This window comes from Nocardiopsis yanglingensis, assembly GCF_045809185.1.
GTDB classification, from domain to species: Bacteria; Pseudomonadota; Gammaproteobacteria; order Xanthomonadales; family Xanthomonadaceae; genus Stenotrophomonas; species Stenotrophomonas yanglingensis.
Window position 1 is genome coordinate 51,925 of sequence record NZ_JBJNRH010000020.1, and the last position, 17,538, is coordinate 69,462.

The following is a 17,538-nucleotide window of genomic DNA, read 5'->3' on the forward strand; positions in this document are numbered from 1 at the left end:
ATCGCCGGGCACTATCAGATAGACGTTGTCCGCGCCGGAAAAACGACAGCTTCTTCACATTCGGCGCGACCACAAAAAAAGGCGCCGACCTCGCGGTCGGCGCCCTGTTCAGCAGGTACGGTGGATCAACGGCCGATGCCGGCGCAGGTGCTGGCGTTGCCCAGACCGGTGGCCGGGGTGGCCGAGATCAGGTTGTTGGCAACGGCTTCACGCCAGGTCTGGGTCAGCGGGATGAAACCGTGCGCACGCACGGCAGCATCGTTGTTGCCATCCACGCCCAGGTTGTAGTGCTTTTCCAGGAAGTTGCGGACAGCCTGGCGCTGCGGCAGGGTGCGGTAGCACTGTGCGAACACCAGGTTGGTGTAACCGGCGATCGGGTAGCCGGCGGTCGGGTTGGTGAACACCGGCACCCACTTGGCCGGGTTGGCAATGTCGGCACCGGTCGGCGGGGCGACGGTGTTCAGGGTAGCGGCAACGCTCACTTCATCCGGCGAGAAGCCCTTCACCTTGGCAATCTTGGTCGCGTCCTGCAGGTTCGGGATCACGTCCGGGCCGACATAGCCGATGGCGCCGGCAACCTGGTAGACACGGTTGTACAGCGAGGTGCCGCCGGTGGCCGGGGCCGCTTCCAGGAAGGCCGGCAGGTTGTTCTGCGCATCGCGGGTGAACAGATCAGCGAAGGTCGACTTGACCTGGAACTTGCCGCCGACCAGACGGGTGGCGCTCAGGTCTTCGGTGGCGCAGGCGGCGGTCAGGAAGCGGGTCAGCAGCTCGCTGGTGCCGCTGCTTTCGCCGCGGTAGATGACCTTGATGGCGCCGCTGCGGGCGCTGTCCAGCTGCGACCAGTCGTTGATCTTGCCCGAGAACACGCCGCAGATCTTGGCCACGTCCAGGTTCAGATCACCACCGGCCTTGTTGTACGGCACGGTGACCGAGGTTGCGACCGACGGCAGCTGCAGCACCGGGCCGAGCGTGGAGGCCAGCGCCGAGTTGTTGTAGTTGGTGATCTCGGTGCTGCTCAGGACCGAGTCGCTGCCAGCGAAATGGACGTTGCCGGTGCCGTTGGTGATGAACAGGCCGATGGTGTTCTCGAGGAACGCCTTCTTGCCGGTGCCCGAGCCGGTCACGGCGTAGCTGAAGTTGGCCGGCAGGATGCTGTCGGCCTGGCCCTTGTACAGGTCGGCCGGCAGCGAGGCGCCGCCACCGTTGATGAGCGACTGCTGGGCCGAAGCGGCACCGGCGGTGGCGAGCAGCGCGGTAGCAACCAGCGCGGCCAGGGTCTTGTACTTGTTCATGATCTTCTCCTGAAGGGTTTACTGCGAAGGGAAACACCAAGGGAGGAACGGTCACTACACGCCTGCTGCCGCCGAGGGCCTCCCAGCCCACTCTGCGGCGACGTGGCTATGCTGGTCCGCGCCGATGACAGGCCGCTTAAGAAACCTGTGGAAGATCGAAAAAAGGTGTGGAGGATTGTGTGGAGAATCGAAAGCGTGCCGCGCTGCGCGCTCGCCGGGCTTGGCCCGGCGCTACCCGTGATGTCCGTTGCGCATCACTGCACCAGCTGGTTCATTTCCATGATCGGCATCAGCACGGCCAGCACGATCGTCAGCACCACGCCGCCCATCACCAGGATCATGGTCGGCTCCAGCAGCGCAGTCAGTGCCATCGCGCGACGTTCGATCTCGCGCGAGATCGTCTGTGCGGCGCGGTCCAGCAGTGGCGCCAGCGAGCCGGTCTTCTCGCCGCTGGCCACCAGGTGCACCAGGATCGGCGGATACACCTTCTGCACCTTCAGCGCAGCACCCAGCGCCGCACCTTCGCGCACGCGCGCAGACACGTCATCGGCACAGCGCGCGAGCAGCGCATTGCCAAGCGTCTGCCGCGCCGCCTCCAACGCACGCAGCAGTGGCACACCGGCATCCAGCAGGATCGCCAGCGTCGAGGCGAAGCGCGCACTGTTCACACCCAGCACGAAACGCCCGACCATCGGCAGCCGCAGCAGCATCGCATCCCATCGCAGGCGCAGCTCGGGCTTGCGCAGGGCCATCCGCCATGCCACCACCAGCGCAGCGATGCCCAGCCCCACCCACGCGCCCCAGCTGCGCACGAACGCGCTGGCGGCCAGCATCACCTGGGTCAGCATCGGCAGCGTCTGCCGCGCCTGCACGAACGCGGTCACCACCTGCGGCACCACGTAGCTGAGCAGGAAGATCACGATCGCCACTGACACCAGGCTGATCGCCGCCGGGTAGATGAAGGCGGTCAGCACCTTGGCCTGCAGCGCATTGCGTTCTTCGATGTAGTCGGCAAGGCGCTCCATCACCCGTGCCAGATCGCCGGAGTCCTCACCGGCGCCCACCAGCGCCCGGTAGATCGGCGGAAAATCACGTGGCCGTGCAGCCAATGCCACGGTCAGGCGCTGGCCGGCACGCACGTCGGCGCGTACGGCGGTGAGTGCCTGGGCCACATGCGGGCGCTCGGCCTGTTCGATCACCGCACTCAATGCACCTTCCAGCGGCAGGCTCGCGGCCAGCAGGCTGGCCAGCTGGCGCGTAGCCCAGGCCAGCTCGCTGGCGGACAGCCGGCGCGTGCCCCAGCCACTGCCCGCACTGCGCGCCGCGCTGACCTGCACGGGCGTCAGCCCACGACCGCGCAGTACCTGGCGCGCGCCGCGCGGGCTGTCGGCGTCCAGCTGGCCCTTCTCGATGCGGCCCTGCGCGTTGGCGGCCTGGTAGTCGAACAATGCCATCGCTGCCTCAGTCGTCGCCGGTGACGCGCAGGATCTCTTCCAGCGTGGTCACCCCGCTGTCGACCCAACGCTGGCCGTCCTGGCGCAAGGTCCGCATCCCGGCGCGCCGTGCCGCCTCGCGCAGCGCAGGTTCACCCTGCCCTTCATGGATCAGCGCACGCACGCGATCGTCCACCACGAACAGCTCGTGGATGCCGGTACGCCCCCGGTAGCCGCTGTTGGCGCAGGCCGCGCAGCCCACCGCGCGCCACACGGTACCGCCATCCACCTCGGCACGCCGGCATTGCGTGCACAGCCGCCGCACCAGCCGCTGCGCCAGCACGCCGCGCAGCGACGAGGCCAACAGGAACGGCTCCACGCCCATATCGGCCAGGCGGGTCACCGCCGAGATCGCATCGTTGGTGTGCAGGGACGCCAGCACGCCATGGCCAGTCAGCGACGACTGCACCGCAATCTGCGCGGTCTCCAGGTCGCGGATCTCACCGATCATGATGGTGTCCGGATCCTGGCGCAGAATCGCACGCAGCGCCGTGCCGAAGCTCATGCCGATGCGCGCGTTGACCTGGATCTGGCCGATGCCGGCGAAGTCATACTCCACCGGGTCCTCCACGGTGAGGATGTTGCTGGTGCTGCTGTCGAGCTGGCCCAGCGCGGCGTACAGCGAGGTGGTCTTGCCACTGCCGGTCGGGCCGGTGACCAGCACGATGCCATGCGGCTGCCGGATCAATCCGGTGAACGTGGCCAGGGTGTCATCGGCCATGCCGAGGCGCTGCAGCTGCAGCCGGCCGGCATCCTTCTCCAGCAGGCGCAGCACAGCACGCTCACCATGCCCCGTCGGCACCGTGGAAACACGGATGTCCAGTGGCCGCCCACCCACGCGGATCGCGATGCGCCCGTCCTGCGGCAGGCGCTTCTCGGCGATGTCCAGGTGGGCCATGATCTTGATGCGCGACACCAGCGCCGCGTGCAGTGCGCGCCGTGGCTGCACCATGTCGCGCAGCGTGCCGTCCACCCGGTAGCGCACCACCGAATGGGTCTCGAACGGCTCGATGTGCAGATCGCTGGCGCCATCGCGTGCGGCCTGTGCCAGCAGCGCGTTGATCATGCGGATCACCGGCGCATCGTCCTGCGCATCCAGCAGGTCGGTGACCTCCGGCATGTCCTGCATCAGCCGGTCCAGATCCACTTCGCTTTCGGCGGCTCCGACCACGGCGGCGGCATCGCCGCCGTCACGGTACTGCTCACCCAAGCGCTGCTGCCAGGTCGCCTCATCCAGCGCCTGGAACGGCAGCGGGCCATGCCGTCGGCGCAGTTCGGCCACGGCCCACGCCGCGGTGTCGGCGGTGCCCAGCAGCACAGGCTCGCCGCCCGCCTCGGACAGCATCACGCCATGGCTGCGCACCCAGGCGTACGGCAGTGGCGCGGCGGCGCTCACGGCCCGATCACCAGTTCCGGCGTGTAGCCCAGCCCGCGCAGCTGCTGCAGTGCCGGGTCCAGCCTCGCCGGATCGCGCGGCAATCGCACGCGCAGGCGTTGCCCGCTCTCGCCGGGCGTCGCTTCGGCATAGGCCTGCAGGCCCAGTGCACGCACCTGCGCAACGCCCTGGCTGGCACGCGCCGGGTCCAGCCCCTGCGCGAACTGCACCAGCTGCGCATCGCCGTCGCCGGACGGATACAGCGCCGCCAGGCTGCTGCTCTGCAGCGGCTGACCCTGGCCATCGCGTGCATTGCCCTGGCCGAGTACAGACAGGTCCTGCGGCGGCAGCTGCGGTGCCGACAGCGCCGGCAAGGCCCAGCTCTGTACCGGCTGCGCGCCGGCTTGCGCGTTGCGCATGTAGTCGTAGCGGTCGCGGGTCAGGCGCTGGCCGGCGGCCGGGTCACGCACCACGTGCGGGCGCAGGAACACCATCAGGTTGGTCTTGGCGCGCTTGCGCGTGTCGCTGCGGAACAAGGCGCCCAGCACCGGGATCTTTCCCAATCCCGGCACTGCATCACGGCCATGGCTGACACTGTCTTCCAGCAGGCCACCCAGCACCATGATCTGCCCGTCGTCCAGCAGCACGCTGGTATCCAGGGCGCGCTTGTTGGTGATGATGCCGGCCGTGCTGTTCGCGCTCTGCGCGTCGATGCTGCTGACTTCCTGGTAGATGTCCAGCTTCACCGTGCCACCCTCGGAGATCTGCGGGCGCACCCTCAGCTTCAGGCCCACGTCCTCGCGCACGATGGTCTGGAACGGGTTGTTGCTGCCGCCACCGCCGTCGGTCACGTAGCGGCCGCTGACAAACGGTACGGTCTGGCCGACCATGATGCTGGCCGCTTCGTTGTCCAGCGTCATCAGGTTCGGCGTGGACAGGATGTTGGCACCGCCCTTGCTCTGCAGCGCGTTGGCCAGCGCCTTCATGTTGAGGATCTGACCGACGCCGGGCAGGTTGATGGTGCCGTCGATGACGCCGATCTTCAGACCGTCCTTGGGCAGCACGTCCAGGGTGGTGCGTGCGGCGGTGTTCAGCCCGCTGCCACCGGTGGTGCCGCCGAAGTGGGTGCCGCCGAAGGTGCGGCCATTGCCCAGCATCCACTGCACGCCCAGTTCGGCCGCGTCGGTCTGGTTGACCTCCACGATCAGGCTTTCCACCAGCACCTGTGCACGGCGCTGGTCGAGCTGGTCGATCACCCGTCGCAGGTTGCGGTACACCGGCTCCGGCGCTGAGATCAACAGCGTGTTGGTGGCCACGTCCGCCTGCACCGAGATGCCGTTCTGGCTGAAACCGGTGCTTCCCGCATCGATCGGATCGCGGCGGCTCGGATCAAGCCGCTGCGATTCCAGCGCATTGCCTCCGGTCTTGGCCTGCTGCGGTTGCGACGGCTGCGTGGGCGTGGAACGGTTGGCGTCGCCGGGCAGTGGTGTGATGCCTTCGTTGCTGCCCATTGCCGGTGCATCGCTCTGCCCGGCCACCACGCCGCGCAGCACACCCGCGAGCTGATTGGCCTGGGCATTGCGCAGGTAGACCACATGCAGGTTGCCGGACTCGTCCTGGGCACGGTCCAGCTTCTCCACCAGCTGCCGCGCCAGACGGGTGCGACCGGGACTGCTGGAGCGCAGCAGCACGCTGTTGCTGCGGGGGTCGGCCATCACCACCACCTTCTGGCTGGGCTCGGCGCCCTGCGCATCCAGCAACGGCGCGACCATCGCCGCTACGTCAACGGCAATGCCCTGCTGCAGCTTCACCACATCGGTGTCCATACCGGCCGGTGTATCGACGCTGGCGATCACCCGCGCGATGCGCTCCAGGTTGTCGGCATAGTCGGTGATCACCAGGGTGTTGTTGCCCGGGTTGGCGGTGATCGGATTGTCCGGGCTGATCATCGGCCGCAGCACCGCCACCAGCGCGGCCGCGTTCTCGTAGCGCAGCGCGAAGGTGCGCGTGGCGACCTCGCCCCCTGCACCACCGGTGCCGACGCGCCCTCCCAACAGCTTGGCCTCGGCCTGCGGCACCACCCGGCTGACGCCGCCGTTCTCGACCACCGCGAAGCCACGCATGCGCAGCGCGCCCAGCAGCAACTGGTAAGCCTGGGTACGGCTGACCGGGCCATCGGAAACCACCGTCATCTTGCCGGTCACCCGCGGATCGACCAGGAACTGGCGCCCAGTGAAGCGCGCCGCCATGCGCAGTACGCCGCCGATATCGGTATCCACCAGGTTCAACTGCACCTGCTCATCGCGGGTGTCCTGCGCCAGCACTGGCGCCGGCACGTGGGCCATGCCCACGATCAGGGCCAACGCAGTACTGCAGGCAAGGCTTCGCATCGCCCTCATGGATGGGCACCCACGTTGAGCGCCATCACGATGTTTCCGGAAATCCGTGCCGCCGGCATGTTCGCATCCCCTGTGCGTGTCAGTTGCAGCTGCTGCAGTTCGATGGCCGGATCGGCCAGCACGGGCAGCAGCCAGTTCCACAGCGCGTCAGCGGGCACCGCCTGCACCTGCAGGTGCCAACGCCCGTCGCGCGCTTCGATATGCAGTCCGTCGGCGAGGCCGGCGGATCTGATTCCGTCCCGCAGGCCGGTCAGCGTCGGGTGCTCGCCCTGCGCCTGCTGCTGGCGCTCACGGGCGCGCAGCAGCGGCGCCAGTGCGCGGGACTGCGCCTGCAGCCGTGGCAGTTCGGCCTGCCAGTGCGCGTGCTGTTTCAGCAGTGGTTCCAGCCACAACATCCACAGACCCGCCGCCAGCAGCGCCACCACCATCACCCACAGCATCAGCCGGTCGCGCGGCGGCAGGCGCTGCCAGCGCTGCTGCAAGCCCGCCAGTTCCCCGCCCAGTCGCAAGGTACGGGTCGTCACTGTCCAGCTCCGCTCACCCTCAGGCGTCCACCCGCTTCGCGCGCCAGCTGCAGGCCCTGCGCCTGCACTGCCTGCTGCCAGTGCTCAAGCCGCTGTGGATCATCGGCCAATGCCCGGGCGTCGGCATCCAGCTCCATCTCCAGTTGCCCGGGTTGGTAATGCAGGCTGCGCACCTGTCCCGCCAGCTCCGGAACCGCCTGCAGCGTGCCGGCTACCTGACGCTGCAGCGGCGGCAACGGCGGGGCCGGCAGTGGCACGGCCAATGCTCGCCTTGCCTGCAACACCGGGTCCACCACGTCGGTGATCTCCGGGAAGCGTGCGCTGAACTGGCGCGTCATGTCCTGTTGCAGAGCCTCGCCCTCACTTCGCCACCGCGAGACCTGCAGCTGCAGACCGAGCGCGGTCAGCAGCATCGCCGTCAAAGCCAGCCCGATCGCAAGCCGCGGCGCTTTCTGGCCCGCGCCGGGCAGCGGCAATGACCAGCCTGGCAAGGGGCCAGAGGCCTGCCGTTCATGTATGACGGCGGTGGCCGGCAGGCTGTCCGGCCACGTCGGCGGCACACCGTCGATCCACTGCACGGCCTGCACGCCGGCCTGTTGCAGGCGCACGGCCAGCGTCTGCATCACCGCGCAGGCGTCACGTCCGCCATACCATTGAACGAAACCCCGGTCGCGCCCGCTGCGTACCATCAGATGCTCGCCGCTGACCTGCAGCGTGGCATGTCCATCCTGCCAGGGCAGCAGCAGCGGCGTCGGATACAGTGCCTGCAGCCGCAGTGCACACGAAGCCAGCAACTGCTGCGCCTGCAGAAGCGCCTGCTGGCCCAGCCAGGCCACAGGAACCGTGCCGTCCGCCGCCTGCGCACCGTGGGCCAGCGCCACCTCCTGCAGGTCATCCAGCAGCATCGCCTCAACCTCACCCTGCAACGCCGACTGCAGGCGGCGCCCGGACAACGGCGGCAGCTGCAGTTCCAGCAGGATCAGGTCGTTCGGATCGAGGCAGGCATGCACCGCAGCCTGCGGATGCCGCAGGCCCAGCGCCGCCAGCGTGTCGCAACCGTGAGCCAGCACCTCACCCTTGTGCAGCTGCGCCCACTCCACCGCGCTGTCGGCGCGCAGACGCTCCAACGCCGGCAGGCGCACCCGAAGCTGCACGTTCATGCGCCGATCCTCGTCCACACGCGTTGCACCCGCACGCCATCGTCGCGGTACTCGCGCCAGAGCAGCGCGCGAAAATCAACCCCGCTGCCGTCAGCCTGCACCTGGCCGACTGCCAGGAACCACTCGCTATGGATACCCAAGGGAAGCACCGCCATCTGTTCGTTGCTCAGTTGGAGTCGGTTGGCGATGTCGCCGCGATTGAGCAGCCAATGGCCAGCGTCGCGCTCACCGAGCAGCGCCTGCAGCCGTGCCGGCTCGACCGCAGGCGTCACCGCCTGCAGAACGCGCAGGTCGCAGGTGTTGGCGTTGACCAGGGTCTGCGCCGGCAGCACCACGGTGCGCCGCTCCAGCGCCTGCAGTGCCACCGCATCGGCACCGGGCAGCGCCTGCGCGATCAGCGATTCGCGCGGCAGCGGCGCCTGCGCCTGCAGGTCGCCATCGCGCAGGCGCGCCTGGATGTGGTCCGCGGCGGATGCGCAGGCGCCCTGGCCGAGCCCCTGCCCGGCACACAACGCGATGAACGCGCGCCTCGCCTCGGGGTCCGGCCTGCCATGCGCCAGAAGATTCCGCAGGTTGAACATCGACTGCGCATCGACCAGCTGCAGCTGCACAGGCAACGGCGCCTGCACCTCCAATGGGTGCGCCCAGCGACCGCTGCGCACCGTGGTCAGCTGCTCCTTTACATCCTCACGCAGCTGCTGCGCCGCACGCTCCAGCGTTGCGTCCACGGCCATGCGTACCTGTGCGCGCAGCTGGTCGCCACGCAGCGCACGCAACTGCGCCGACTGCCGGGTCAGCAGTGCAGTGGCAATCACCGCCACCAATGCCACCACCAGCAGGGCAACAATCACCGCCATGCCACGTTGACGGGTGCGCGGGACCGAACGCGTCCGGGCTGTCATCAGCACGCCTCACAGCTGCCAGGAGCCGATATCCGCGTTCCCGGCGTCGCCACCGGGCTTGCTGTCCGCACCCAGCGAGAACACATCGATGTCGCCATGGGTACCTGGTATCTGATACTGGTACGGATGGCCCCACGGGTCATTGGGCAGGCGATCCAGATAGGGCGTGATCGGCATCGCACCGCTGCCCTGCGGCGGCTTCACCAGTGCCTGCAGGCCCTGCTCGGCACTGGGATAGCGGCCGTTGTCCAGCTTGAACAGCTTCAGCGCCTGCATCAGCGCCGCGATGTCCTGGCGCGCCGCCACCACGCGCGCCTGGTCGGGACGGTCCATCAACCGCGGCACGATCAATGCGGCGAGGATGCCGATGATCACCACCACCACCATGATTTCGATCAGGCTGAAACCCTGCTGCCGAGCCCTGCGACCACGAACCTGCCTTGCCATTGTTCCGCCCTCGTCATCCTGGAAGAGACCGCTGCGCCATGGTCAGCGGTGCATGTGTCAGTACGATAAACATCCGCCGGCAATTCGCTGCGCGTGTGCCTGTGCAGGCGCAACACGCGCAGCCGGTGCACATGCAGACTCGAACAGATGCTGCGGCACGCTGGTCAGCGCATCGTCGATGCAGCCGCGCAGCAACGGGTGCGCGCAGGCCTGCAGCAGCCGAACGCACTGCATCGGCGACCACGCTGTTCCATGATCGAGGCCGATGAACATCCGATAGGCCTGGTGATAGCGCAGGTCGTCGTGCACGCGCTGGGCACTGTTCAGATCGCGCATGACCACCAGCAGGGCCGCGCGTTGCAGCAGCCGCGCATCGCCTGCATCAAGCGGCAGCGCGTTCATGGCCGCTTCGGGCCAGGGCCGCAGCTGCAGGTCGAGGGCTTTCCGCAGCGCCACCAGTGGGTGCGCACTACCATCCAGTGCCGCCCAGCGCGCCGCATCCGCCCAGGCGTCACTGGACAGCACCCAGACCCACGAATGCCCATAGCGCTGCACGTTCAATGGCGTATGCCGTGCCTGCTCCAGTGACTGGCTCAGGTGACGATCCAGCTCCAGCATGCTGATCCTGCGACTGTCTACCATCGGCGCCGCCCGTGCTCCGCGACGCATGGTGCGCCGTACTCTGGAGAAGACGTCAGCAAGGCAGGTGAAACGACAGCGCGCATGCAGCTCTGTGCGCTGCGTGGCGCTTCATCGACAACGTCATCGCAGCGTCATCTGCCTGCAAGCTTCGCGCTCCAGTCGCGGTGCTTCGCCCCCGCAACGGCGCGCCAGTATCGCCACATCGCTGCGCGCGGCGAACGCGGCCAGCGCGTCGGTCATCTCCGCGTCATCGCACCATGACCCCATCGCAACGCGCAGCGCCGGCAATTGCCAGCTGTCCATCACACCGTGGGTACCCGCCACGAACCAGTGCCACAGTCGATGGTGCAGCACCTGCTCGTGCAGCTGCACCAGATCGTCAATGCCATGAATCCCCGACAACAGCAGAGCACGCGCGAGGACCGCGGGTGACAACGCACCGGCTTCAGACAGGGGAAGCGCCTGCTGCTGCAGGCGCAGCAGCATCGCCAGCGGGTGCGACTGCGGATCGAAATCCAGCAGCACCGCCTGTCGCTGCCACTGCGCATCGGACACCACGCACACCCATGGCGAGCCATAGCGATGCACCATCAACGGCCGTCGCTGCGTGGTTTCCAGCAGCGCCGACAGATTGCGACGCAGATCCAGCACACCGATGGTCTCGTTGCGCATCCTTGGCCTCTCCTTGCTTGCAACAGCCCTGCGCGGTGCGCACGGCCAGCGTCTTCACCTAACCAAGGACGGCAATGCCACCCGGAAAGCGACGCAGATCCAGCGACATCGTCAGTCGCAGCTGCTCCAGCGCCGCATCCGGATCATCAATGCGGAAGCGGCCGCTGACCGGAGCACGCGCCAACGCCGATTCTCCCAGCAGCACCTTGCCGCGGCGGTAACGGTTGATCTCTTCCACCACCTCCCGCAGCGGTGCGCGTCGGAACACCAGCATGCCCTCGGTCCAGGCACTCACTTCCGAGGCGACGGCCTCGGCCACCACACCACTGAGGCGCTCGTCGTACTGGGTCTGCTGGCCAGCCTGCAGCTGCAGCCGGCCCTGCGGATGCTCGATGCGGGCACTGCCATGCAGGCAGGTCACCCGCACCTGGCCATGGGTGTTGCGAACGTCCAGGCGCACCGCTCCCTCATCGGCAATCACGCAACCCGGGCCCGCGAACAGGGCCAGGCGCAGGCCGGCCTGGGTCTCGATCGCGGCCTGGCCCTGCACCAGTTCGAAGCCTTCGCCCTGCGCGTCCGCACGGCGGCGCAGGCTGCTCTGCGTATCCAGTTCGATCTTCAGCTGCGGCGAGGGCGCGATCTGCAGTCGCTCACCGGTGCCGGTATGGAAATCGGCTGCCATGGCTGTCACCGGGGGCCACAGCCCCAGCGGTGGGCGGATGGCCGCCACCACTACCAGGCTGGCCGGGGCGGCAATCGCGGCGCCCAGGAAGGCGCGTCGGCTCCAGCGCTGGGCCGGTGTCGGCGCGACCGGTTGCCGTGCGGCGGCAGGCAGCTGCTCGCCGGCCAGTCGCACCTGCTCCCATTGCCGGCGCGCCCGGCCAAACGCTTCGCGATGACGCGGGTCAGCCTCACACCAGGTACGGAACCTGCGCCCGTCGGCGGCGGTCGCCTCGCCCGAGGTCAGCCGCACCACCCACGCGTGGGCCTGACGCTCAACGGCATCCAGCGGGCGTTGCGGGCGATCGTCAGGATCCATGGGGGCTCATGCCGGACCCGCACGCTGCGGGGTTCTGCTCGGCGTCAAAGTGTAGACGGATGCCGTCGCTCAGAACCGCACCTGGCGCCCCTGGCCGCTGCGCTCGGCCAGATAGTCCTGGGCCGCCTTCAGCTCACGCTGCACCAGCCGCAATGACACACCGAGGTGGTCGGCAACATCGCGCTGCTGCAGGCCATCGACGCGGATCGCCAGCAGGATGCGGCGACGACGCTCGGGCATGCGTTGCAGCAGACCGACCATGTCTTCCAGCGCGAAGTCCAGTTCAGCCACCTGCGCCGGGCCCGGTGCCGGGTCGGCCATGTCCATCAGCGTATCCACCTCCTCCAGGCTCAGCAGGCGGTGGTCTGCGCGTTGGCGGTCGATCACGGTATTCATCGCCATGCGCAGCAGGTAGGCCGCGGGGTTCTGTACGGCATCCAGGCGATCACGGCGCGCACTCAGGCGCATCCAGGTGTCCTGCAGCGCGTCGCCGGCCAGCTCTTCCGAGCCCAGCTTGCGCACCAGCCGGCGCTTCAGCTCGTCGTAGGCCCCCAGAAGGTGGTCCATCAGGTCAACTGCCCCAGCCGTACCGTTGTTCATGTTCGAATCCTTGAAGTCATGGAAGGGGCGCGCGCCGGCCACAGTCGTGGTCGGTGCCGGAAGGTCGGATCTGCAGCGTCACCGGCTGCGGCAGCTCACCAGCCTCGGCCGCCAGGACCAGGCCCTGCATCGCCTGCAGCAGGCGTGCATCGCGGCGGGCACTGCCGCTGCCGGACAGCAGCTCGGGCCGCTGCACCTGGCCTTCGCCGTCGACGCGGAAGCGCAGCGTTGCGGCATAGCGGCCAGGCGCGATCTCGGGGTCGTCACAGAACGCCGCACGCAGGCGCTGCTGCAGGCCGCCATAGCGGCGCCGACGTTCGGCCTCGGGAAGGCCGGTGCCAACATCCGCCTCGGCCACCGACTGCCCGCCCCGGCGCAGCACCACGCGCTGCTCGCCGATCACCTCGGCCTCGATACCGGTGTCCTGCAGCAGCATCTGCAGCGCAGGCAGCGGCGCCAGGCTGGCGCGCAGCGCATGGCTGCTGCGGCCCGCGGCAAGATCGCCCGGGTACATCACCGACCACCCGCTGATGACGCTGAAACGCTCGACCGCCTGTTCCAGCGGCTGCGCGGGGATGTCATAGGCATGAACACCGTCCTGCGCGGCAGCGGCAAAGGACAGCAGCAGCCATGCGGCGATGGCCACCTTCCAAGTTCTGACCGCATGGTGTCCATTCAGCCCCCTGACGTAGAACACATGACCCTCGGCAGCGACAGCAGCTGCAGTGGACGCGCGGTACGACCGGAACCCCGGCCCGCGCGCGACCAGCAAGCGGGCTCAAACCGTACCGGTGCCAGATGTCATTGCGATGACCGCCGCCCACGGCTGGCGTGGAGCCAGGCTCCGTGAACCCAGTCGCCCATCAGGCATCAATGAATCGAACAGACCACGCTGTCTACGCACGGGGGTCAGAGCCCGTTGCGCAGCAACGGGATCCGACCCCGACAGGTCGCGGGGAACTGGCAGGCGCGGGGCGGTGTGGGCAGGCAGGACCGTTGGCGCCATGGATGGCGCCATCGAGCCCCCATGGGTGGGTCTACGGCGTGTCCTGCCTGGCCACACCGCCCCGCCGCCCTGGGAACATCGCCGTTGCAGTTGCAGTTGCCTCGGCCGTTGCCTCTGCGGGTGCCGGGTGCAACCCGGCCGCAAACCCCATCCCTCAAAGCGGCAGCTGGGTGGTCTGCTTGATCCGCTGCATCGGGATCTCGGTCTTGGTGTTCTGCACACCGGCAATCCGGTTCAGGTGCTGCATCTGGAACTGCCGGTAGGCATCAAGATCAGCCACCGCCACCCGCAGCAGGAAATCGCAGTCGCCCGCCATCAGATGGCATTCAAGCACTTCCGGGAAAGACTTGATGCTGTTGATGAAGTGATTGGTGGTGTCCTCGTCCTGTCCGCGCAGCCAGACCCGAACGAACACCGTGAAGCCACGGCCCACCTTGGCCTCATTCAGCAGGGCAACGTAGCGATCGATGTAGCCGCCCTCCTCCAGCAGCCGCACCCGCCGCAGGCAGGCCGAGGGCGAAAGGCCCACCAGCCGGGCCAGCTCCAGGTTCTGCAGCCGTCCGTCACGCTGCAGGGCGTCGAGGATGCGGCGATCGAGGTTGTCGAGCTGATACTGCATGGGATTTCGCCTCAGTCGCTTCTGGCCGCACGAAATATCAATCATCCAGAATCCAGTGGCATCAACGCAACCCGATTTCGCGATCGGACCGCTAGCATGGGCCACCCCCACCTTGTTGTGCCGTTCGATGGACGCCCGTACCACCCTCCCCCTGCCCGACACCTGCGATACCGCCCCGCGTGCCGAATTCCTGCGTGGCCTGCGCGCCGCCGTGCCGGTGATGATCGGCTTCATTCCCTTCGCCCTGGTGCTCGGCGCGCAGGCGGCCCAGAAGGGCCTGAGCGCATTGGAAGTGCCGCTGATGACCGGCCTCAACTTCGCTGGCGGCTCGGAGTTCGCTGCCGTCGAACTGTGGACCTCGCCACCACACATCGCGTTGATCGTGGCGATCACCGCGCTGGTCAACAGCCGCCACCTGCTGATGGGCGCCAGCCTGGCCCCACTGCTGCAGCATCTGCCGCGCCGCCGGGTGCTGCCGGCCCTGTTCTTCATGTGCGACGAGAGCTGGGCGATGGGCGTGGCCGATGCGCGCCGCCGTGCGCTCGGCTTCAGCCTGGCCTACTACCTGGGCGTGTCGGCAGGCCTGTACACGGTCTGGGTGGCCTGCACCGCGCTGGGTGCGATCGTTGGGCCGATGCTGGGCGACATCCACGCCTACGGCTTCGACATGGCCTTCCCCGCCGTGTTCCTGGTGCTGCTTCGTGGCATGTGGCAGGGCATGAAGGCCGCGCGCCCGTGGCTGGTCAGCCTGGTGGTGGCCGCTGCCACCTACCTGCTGGTGCCGGGTGCGTGGTACGTGGCCAGCGGCGCACTGGCGGGCCTGGCCGCGGCCTGGCTGCTGGCGGAGGACGCAGCATGATCTTCAACGGCCTGATCTTCAACGGTCTGATCCACTGGACCTCGGTACTGACCATCGTGTTGATGGCCGCCGCGACCTATCTGACCCGCATCGTCGGCTTCCTCGCGCTGCGCAACCGCACGTTGAGCAAGCGCGCGGTGACGGTGATGGAAGCAGCGCCGGGTTGCGTGCTGATCTCGGTGATCGCGCCCGACTTCGTCGCCGACAAGCCCGCCGACCTGGCTGCACTGGCGATCACCCTGCTGGCCGCCACGCGGCTGTCGATGCTGCCGACCGTGCTGATCGGCGTGGTCTCGGCAGGTGTACTGCGCTATCTGATGGGCTGACGCCTCTTCGCCGGGCCATGCCCGGCGGAACGCTCCCTGCGACACCCGGTCGCAGGCCATCACGTCACCCACTTGATCAATGTCAAACCGCCCGCCAACGTGCGGGCGTATTTCTATGCAGGACCCGAACACGCCGGCGTTACCGGCATCCACAAGGACCCTGCGATGAGCTACACCCCCGACAACGCCCAGCTGCTGAATGCCATGCAGAACGTCATGGTGATCTCCACCACCGACCTGCAGGGCAACATCACCTACGCCAACGACCTGTTCTGCACGCTCACCGGCTTCGCCCGCGAGGAGCTGATCGGCCAGCCGCACAGCATCGTGCGTCATCCGGACGTGCCCAAGGCCGTCTACAAGGACATGTGGGACACCATCAAGGCCGGCAAGACCTGGACCGGCATCGTGCCCAACCTCGGCAAGGGCGGCGTGCTCTACGTGGTCGACACCACCGTGCAGCCGCTGTTCGACGCCGACGGCAACATCACCTCGTACATCAGCATCCGCCGCGTGGTGAACGACCTGATGCAGAACTACGACCTGGTCGAGTTCAGCAAGGAAAAGTTCGACGACTTCTACGAGGCCGCGTGAACGCCCTCCCGACCAGTACGCCCTTCAGCCGCCTGCTGGTGGGTTTCGCGTCCGAGTCGGGCAATGCCCGCGCCCTGGCCCAGCGCCTGGGCGCGGACCTGCAACCGCACGCGCCGCAGGTGCTCCCGTTCAACGACATCGACGTGGCCAGTCTCGGCCAAGGCGATGTGCTGCTTGCGATCTCCAGCTCGTTCGGCGATGGCGAACCGCCGGCCAACGGCGAGCAGTTCTTCGAAACGCTGCGCCAGACCCCGACGCTGAGCGGCCTGCGCTATGCAGTGTTCGGCCTCGGTGACACCGGCTACCCCAGCTTCTGCGGCTTCACCAAGGCGTTGGATGCGGCACTGAGTGAGCGCCAGGCGCAGCCACTGCTGCACCGCGTGGATGCCGACCTGGGCTACGAGCAGTTCTTCCAGCAATGGCAGCCGGTGCTGGGCCAGGTGCTGGACGGCGACGTGAGCGCCGGCCAGGACCTGCACCTGCAGGTCACCGCCTATGGCGAAGACAACGCCTTTGCCGCCCCCATTCTCGAACGCCGCCGCCTGAACAGCAGCGATCCCGCTGCCTGGCACCTGCAACTGGACATTGCCGGTAGTGGCATGGCCTACCGCGCGGGCGACACCCTGCACGTAGTACCCGAGAACGACCCTGCCCTGCTGCAGGCATTGGCCGCCTGGTATGGCGACACCGCCGCCGTGGCCGCCCTGCATGACCGCGAGCTGCGCCTGATGAGCAAGAGCGTGCTGCGCGAGCTGGCCAGGCTCGGTGGCAGCGAGGTACTGAAGGGCCTGTTGAAGGTCAGCCAGAAGCGCGAGCTGGAAGCCTACCTGCACGGCCTGGACCTGCTGGACGTGTTGCAGGACCACGCCACGCCGGACAGCGTGCCGCTGGCCCGACTGCGTGAACTGCTGTCGCCGCGGCTGCCGCGCGCCTATTCCATCGCCTCGCACCCGTGCGACGACCAACTGTGCCTGTGCGTGCGCGAAGTGCGCTACACCCTGCGCGGCCGCGAGCGCTTCGGCACTGCCACCGGCAGCCTGCTGCATGGCGGCGACCATGCCCGTGTGTACTGCCGCTCCAACCCTGGCTTCCACCTGCCCGATACCGGCGAAGCCCCCCTGTTGCTGGTCGGCACCGGCACCGGCATCGCACCGTTGATGGGCCTGATGCAGGAGCTGCAGGCCAACGCCTGCGAACGTGAAGTGCACCTGGTGTTCGGTGAGAAGCATAGCCAGCACGACTACCTGTATCGCGACCAGTTGCAGGACTGGCACACGCGAGGCGTGCTGGCCGGCCTGCATACCGCGTTCTCGCGCGATGGCGCCGAAAAGGTCTACGTGCAGCATGTCCTGCAGCAGCGCGCCGCCGAAGTGCGCGATGTATTGGCCCGCGGCGGACATCTGTACCTGTGCGGTAACAAGAGCCATCTGGAAGGCGCGGTGCGCGGGGCCATCGATGCCATCGGTGGCGAAGGGCACTGGGACACGCTACGAAGTGAAGGCCGCACGCACTGCGAGTTGTATTGATCCATCACCACTGGACCACACGAACCCTGGATCGGTAGAGCCGGGGGGGGGGGGGGGGGG

18 protein-coding genes are annotated in these 17,538 nt (G+C 67.9%); 4 read left to right on the forward strand and 14 right to left on the reverse strand.

Going from position 1 to position 17,538, the window contains the following annotated elements:
• Positions 1 to 125: 125 nt before the first annotated feature.
• The 14 genes from ACJ7C5_RS19420 to ACJ7C5_RS19485 all read right to left on the reverse strand — a co-directional run bounded on the left by ACJ7C5_RS19420 (position 126) and on the right by ACJ7C5_RS19485 (position 14,173).
• Positions 126 to 1,295, reverse strand: coding sequence for a substrate-binding domain-containing protein (locus ACJ7C5_RS19420; protein WP_180847664.1), 1,170 nt, complete (start codon positions 1,293 to 1,295; stop codon positions 126 to 128).
• Between the two features lie 254 nt (positions 1,296 to 1,549).
• A complete protein-coding gene (gspF, locus tag ACJ7C5_RS19425; RefSeq protein WP_412704824.1) occupies positions 1,550 to 2,749 on the reverse strand; it encodes a type II secretion system inner membrane protein GspF in 1,200 nt (399 codons plus the stop codon).
• Between the two features lie 7 nt (positions 2,750 to 2,756).
• On the reverse strand, positions 2,757 to 4,184 hold the full coding sequence (gspE, locus tag ACJ7C5_RS19430) for a type II secretion system ATPase GspE (protein ID WP_412704825.1): 1,428 nt from the start codon (positions 4,182 to 4,184) through the stop codon (positions 2,757 to 2,759).
• A complete protein-coding gene (gene gspD / locus ACJ7C5_RS19435) occupies positions 4,181 to 6,553 on the reverse strand; it encodes a type II secretion system secretin GspD (RefSeq protein WP_412704826.1) in 2,373 nt (790 codons plus the stop codon). Before gspD ends, gspE begins: the two co-directional genes overlap by 4 nt.
• Before the next feature lie 5 nt (positions 6,554 to 6,558).
• Positions 6,559 to 7,086 carry a type II secretion system protein GspM gene (gene gspM, locus ACJ7C5_RS19440; RefSeq protein ID WP_412704827.1) on the reverse strand — a complete coding sequence of 176 codons (528 nt, stop codon included), beginning with the start codon at positions 7,084 to 7,086 and terminating at the stop codon, positions 6,559 to 6,561.
• A complete protein-coding gene (gspL, locus tag ACJ7C5_RS19445; protein ID WP_412704828.1) occupies positions 7,083 to 8,246 on the reverse strand; it encodes a type II secretion system protein GspL in 1,164 nt (387 codons plus the stop codon). Before gspL ends, gspM begins: the two co-directional genes overlap by 4 nt.
• Positions 8,243 to 9,103: a type II secretion system minor pseudopilin GspK gene (gspK, locus tag ACJ7C5_RS19450; protein WP_412704829.1), complete on the reverse strand. Its 861-nt coding sequence runs from the start codon at positions 9,101 to 9,103 to the stop codon at positions 8,243 to 8,245. The genes gspL and gspK overlap by 4 nt, the downstream gene beginning before the upstream one ends.
• A 54-nt stretch (positions 9,104 to 9,157) precedes the next feature.
• Positions 9,158 to 9,595 (reverse strand): type II secretion system major pseudopilin GspG, encoded by a 438-nt coding sequence (gspG, locus tag ACJ7C5_RS19455; RefSeq protein ID WP_097047724.1) that lies wholly within the window; start codon positions 9,593 to 9,595, stop codon positions 9,158 to 9,160.
• Between the two features lie 57 nt (positions 9,596 to 9,652).
• A complete protein-coding gene (locus ACJ7C5_RS19460) occupies positions 9,653 to 10,213 on the reverse strand; it encodes a hypothetical protein (protein ID WP_412704830.1) in 561 nt (186 codons plus the stop codon).
• Positions 10,214 to 10,357: 144 nt separating this feature from the next.
• Complete coding sequence (locus tag ACJ7C5_RS19465) at positions 10,358 to 10,909, reverse strand: hypothetical protein (RefSeq protein WP_088026187.1); 552 nt, start codon at positions 10,907 to 10,909, stop codon at positions 10,358 to 10,360.
• 58 nt (positions 10,910 to 10,967) lie between these two features.
• The gene (locus ACJ7C5_RS19470) at positions 10,968 to 11,948 is read right to left on the reverse strand and encodes a FecR family protein (RefSeq protein ID WP_412704831.1); all 981 of its coding nucleotides are present in this window, start codon (positions 11,946 to 11,948) and stop codon (positions 10,968 to 10,970) included.
• A gap of 69 nt (positions 11,949 to 12,017) precedes the next feature.
• Positions 12,018 to 12,548 (reverse strand): RNA polymerase sigma factor, encoded by a 531-nt coding sequence (locus tag ACJ7C5_RS19475; protein ID WP_412704832.1) that lies wholly within the window; start codon positions 12,546 to 12,548, stop codon positions 12,018 to 12,020.
• Positions 12,549 to 12,564: 16 nt separating this feature from the next.
• Positions 12,565 to 13,194, reverse strand: a complete 630-nt coding sequence (locus tag ACJ7C5_RS19480) for a hypothetical protein (protein ID WP_412704833.1) — start codon at positions 13,192 to 13,194, stop codon at positions 12,565 to 12,567.
• Between the two features lie 514 nt (positions 13,195 to 13,708).
• Positions 13,709 to 14,173 (reverse strand): Lrp/AsnC family transcriptional regulator, encoded by a 465-nt coding sequence (locus ACJ7C5_RS19485; protein ID WP_005413654.1) that lies wholly within the window; start codon positions 14,171 to 14,173, stop codon positions 13,709 to 13,711.
• A 127-nt stretch (positions 14,174 to 14,300) separates the two neighbouring features.
• Here ACJ7C5_RS19485 and ACJ7C5_RS19490 point away from each other — a divergent pair, with 127 nt between their 5' ends.
• The 4 genes from ACJ7C5_RS19490 (at position 14,301) to ACJ7C5_RS19505 (ending at position 17,478) form a co-directional block, all read left to right on the forward strand.
• A complete protein-coding gene (locus ACJ7C5_RS19490; RefSeq protein WP_014037422.1) occupies positions 14,301 to 15,032 on the forward strand; it encodes an AzlC family ABC transporter permease in 732 nt (243 codons plus the stop codon).
• A complete protein-coding gene (locus tag ACJ7C5_RS19495) occupies positions 15,029 to 15,358 on the forward strand; it encodes an AzlD family protein (RefSeq protein ID WP_176433071.1) in 330 nt (109 codons plus the stop codon). The genes ACJ7C5_RS19490 and ACJ7C5_RS19495 overlap by 4 nt, the downstream gene beginning before the upstream one ends.
• A 165-nt stretch (positions 15,359 to 15,523) precedes the next feature.
• Positions 15,524 to 15,952: a PAS domain-containing protein gene (locus ACJ7C5_RS19500; protein ID WP_005409905.1), complete on the forward strand. Its 429-nt coding sequence runs from the start codon at positions 15,524 to 15,526 to the stop codon at positions 15,950 to 15,952.
• Positions 15,949 to 17,478 carry a diflavin oxidoreductase gene (locus ACJ7C5_RS19505; RefSeq protein WP_412704834.1) on the forward strand — a complete coding sequence of 510 codons (1,530 nt, stop codon included), beginning with the start codon at positions 15,949 to 15,951 and terminating at the stop codon, positions 17,476 to 17,478. Before ACJ7C5_RS19500 ends, ACJ7C5_RS19505 begins: the two co-directional genes overlap by 4 nt.
• Positions 17,479 to 17,538: the final 60 nt, after the last annotated feature.

What these genes read in the sequence shown, in the direction of transcription:
- ACJ7C5_RS19500 (WP_005409905.1), top strand. Translation starts at nt 15,524, where the DNA reads ATGAGCTACACCCCCGACAACGCCCAGCTGCTGAATGCCATGCAGAAC.
- ACJ7C5_RS19465 (WP_088026187.1), bottom strand. Translation starts at nt 10,909, where the DNA reads ATGCGCAACGAGACCATCGGTGTGCTGGATCTGCGTCGCAATCTGTCG.
- ACJ7C5_RS19495 (WP_176433071.1), top strand. Translation starts at nt 15,029, where the DNA reads ATGATCTTCAACGGCCTGATCTTCAACGGTCTGATCCACTGGACCTCG.
- ACJ7C5_RS19475 (WP_412704832.1), bottom strand. Translation starts at nt 12,548, where the DNA reads ATGAACAACGGTACGGCTGGGGCAGTTGACCTGATGGACCACCTTCTG.
- ACJ7C5_RS19460 (WP_412704830.1), bottom strand. Translation starts at nt 10,213, where the DNA reads ATGCTGGAGCTGGATCGTCACCTGAGCCAGTCACTGGAGCAGGCACGG.
- gspF (WP_412704824.1), bottom strand. Translation starts at nt 2,749, where the DNA reads ATGGCATTGTTCGACTACCAGGCCGCCAACGCGCAGGGCCGCATCGAG.
- ACJ7C5_RS19490 (WP_014037422.1), top strand. Translation starts at nt 14,301, where the DNA reads ATGGACGCCCGTACCACCCTCCCCCTGCCCGACACCTGCGATACCGCC.
- gspD (WP_412704826.1), bottom strand. Translation starts at nt 6,553, where the DNA reads ATGCGAAGCCTTGCCTGCAGTACTGCGTTGGCCCTGATCGTGGGCATG.
- ACJ7C5_RS19485 (WP_005413654.1), bottom strand. Translation starts at nt 14,173, where the DNA reads ATGCAGTATCAGCTCGACAACCTCGATCGCCGCATCCTCGACGCCCTG.
- gspL (WP_412704828.1), bottom strand. Translation starts at nt 8,246, where the DNA reads ATGAACGTGCAGCTTCGGGTGCGCCTGCCGGCGTTGGAGCGTCTGCGC.
- gspK (WP_412704829.1), bottom strand. Translation starts at nt 9,103, where the DNA reads ATGGCGGTGATTGTTGCCCTGCTGGTGGTGGCATTGGTGGCGGTGATT.
- ACJ7C5_RS19420 (WP_180847664.1), bottom strand. Translation starts at nt 1,295, where the DNA reads ATGAACAAGTACAAGACCCTGGCCGCGCTGGTTGCTACCGCGCTGCTC.
- gspG (WP_097047724.1), bottom strand. Translation starts at nt 9,595, where the DNA reads ATGGCAAGGCAGGTTCGTGGTCGCAGGGCTCGGCAGCAGGGTTTCAGC.
- ACJ7C5_RS19470 (WP_412704831.1), bottom strand. Translation starts at nt 11,948, where the DNA reads ATGGATCCTGACGATCGCCCGCAACGCCCGCTGGATGCCGTTGAGCGT.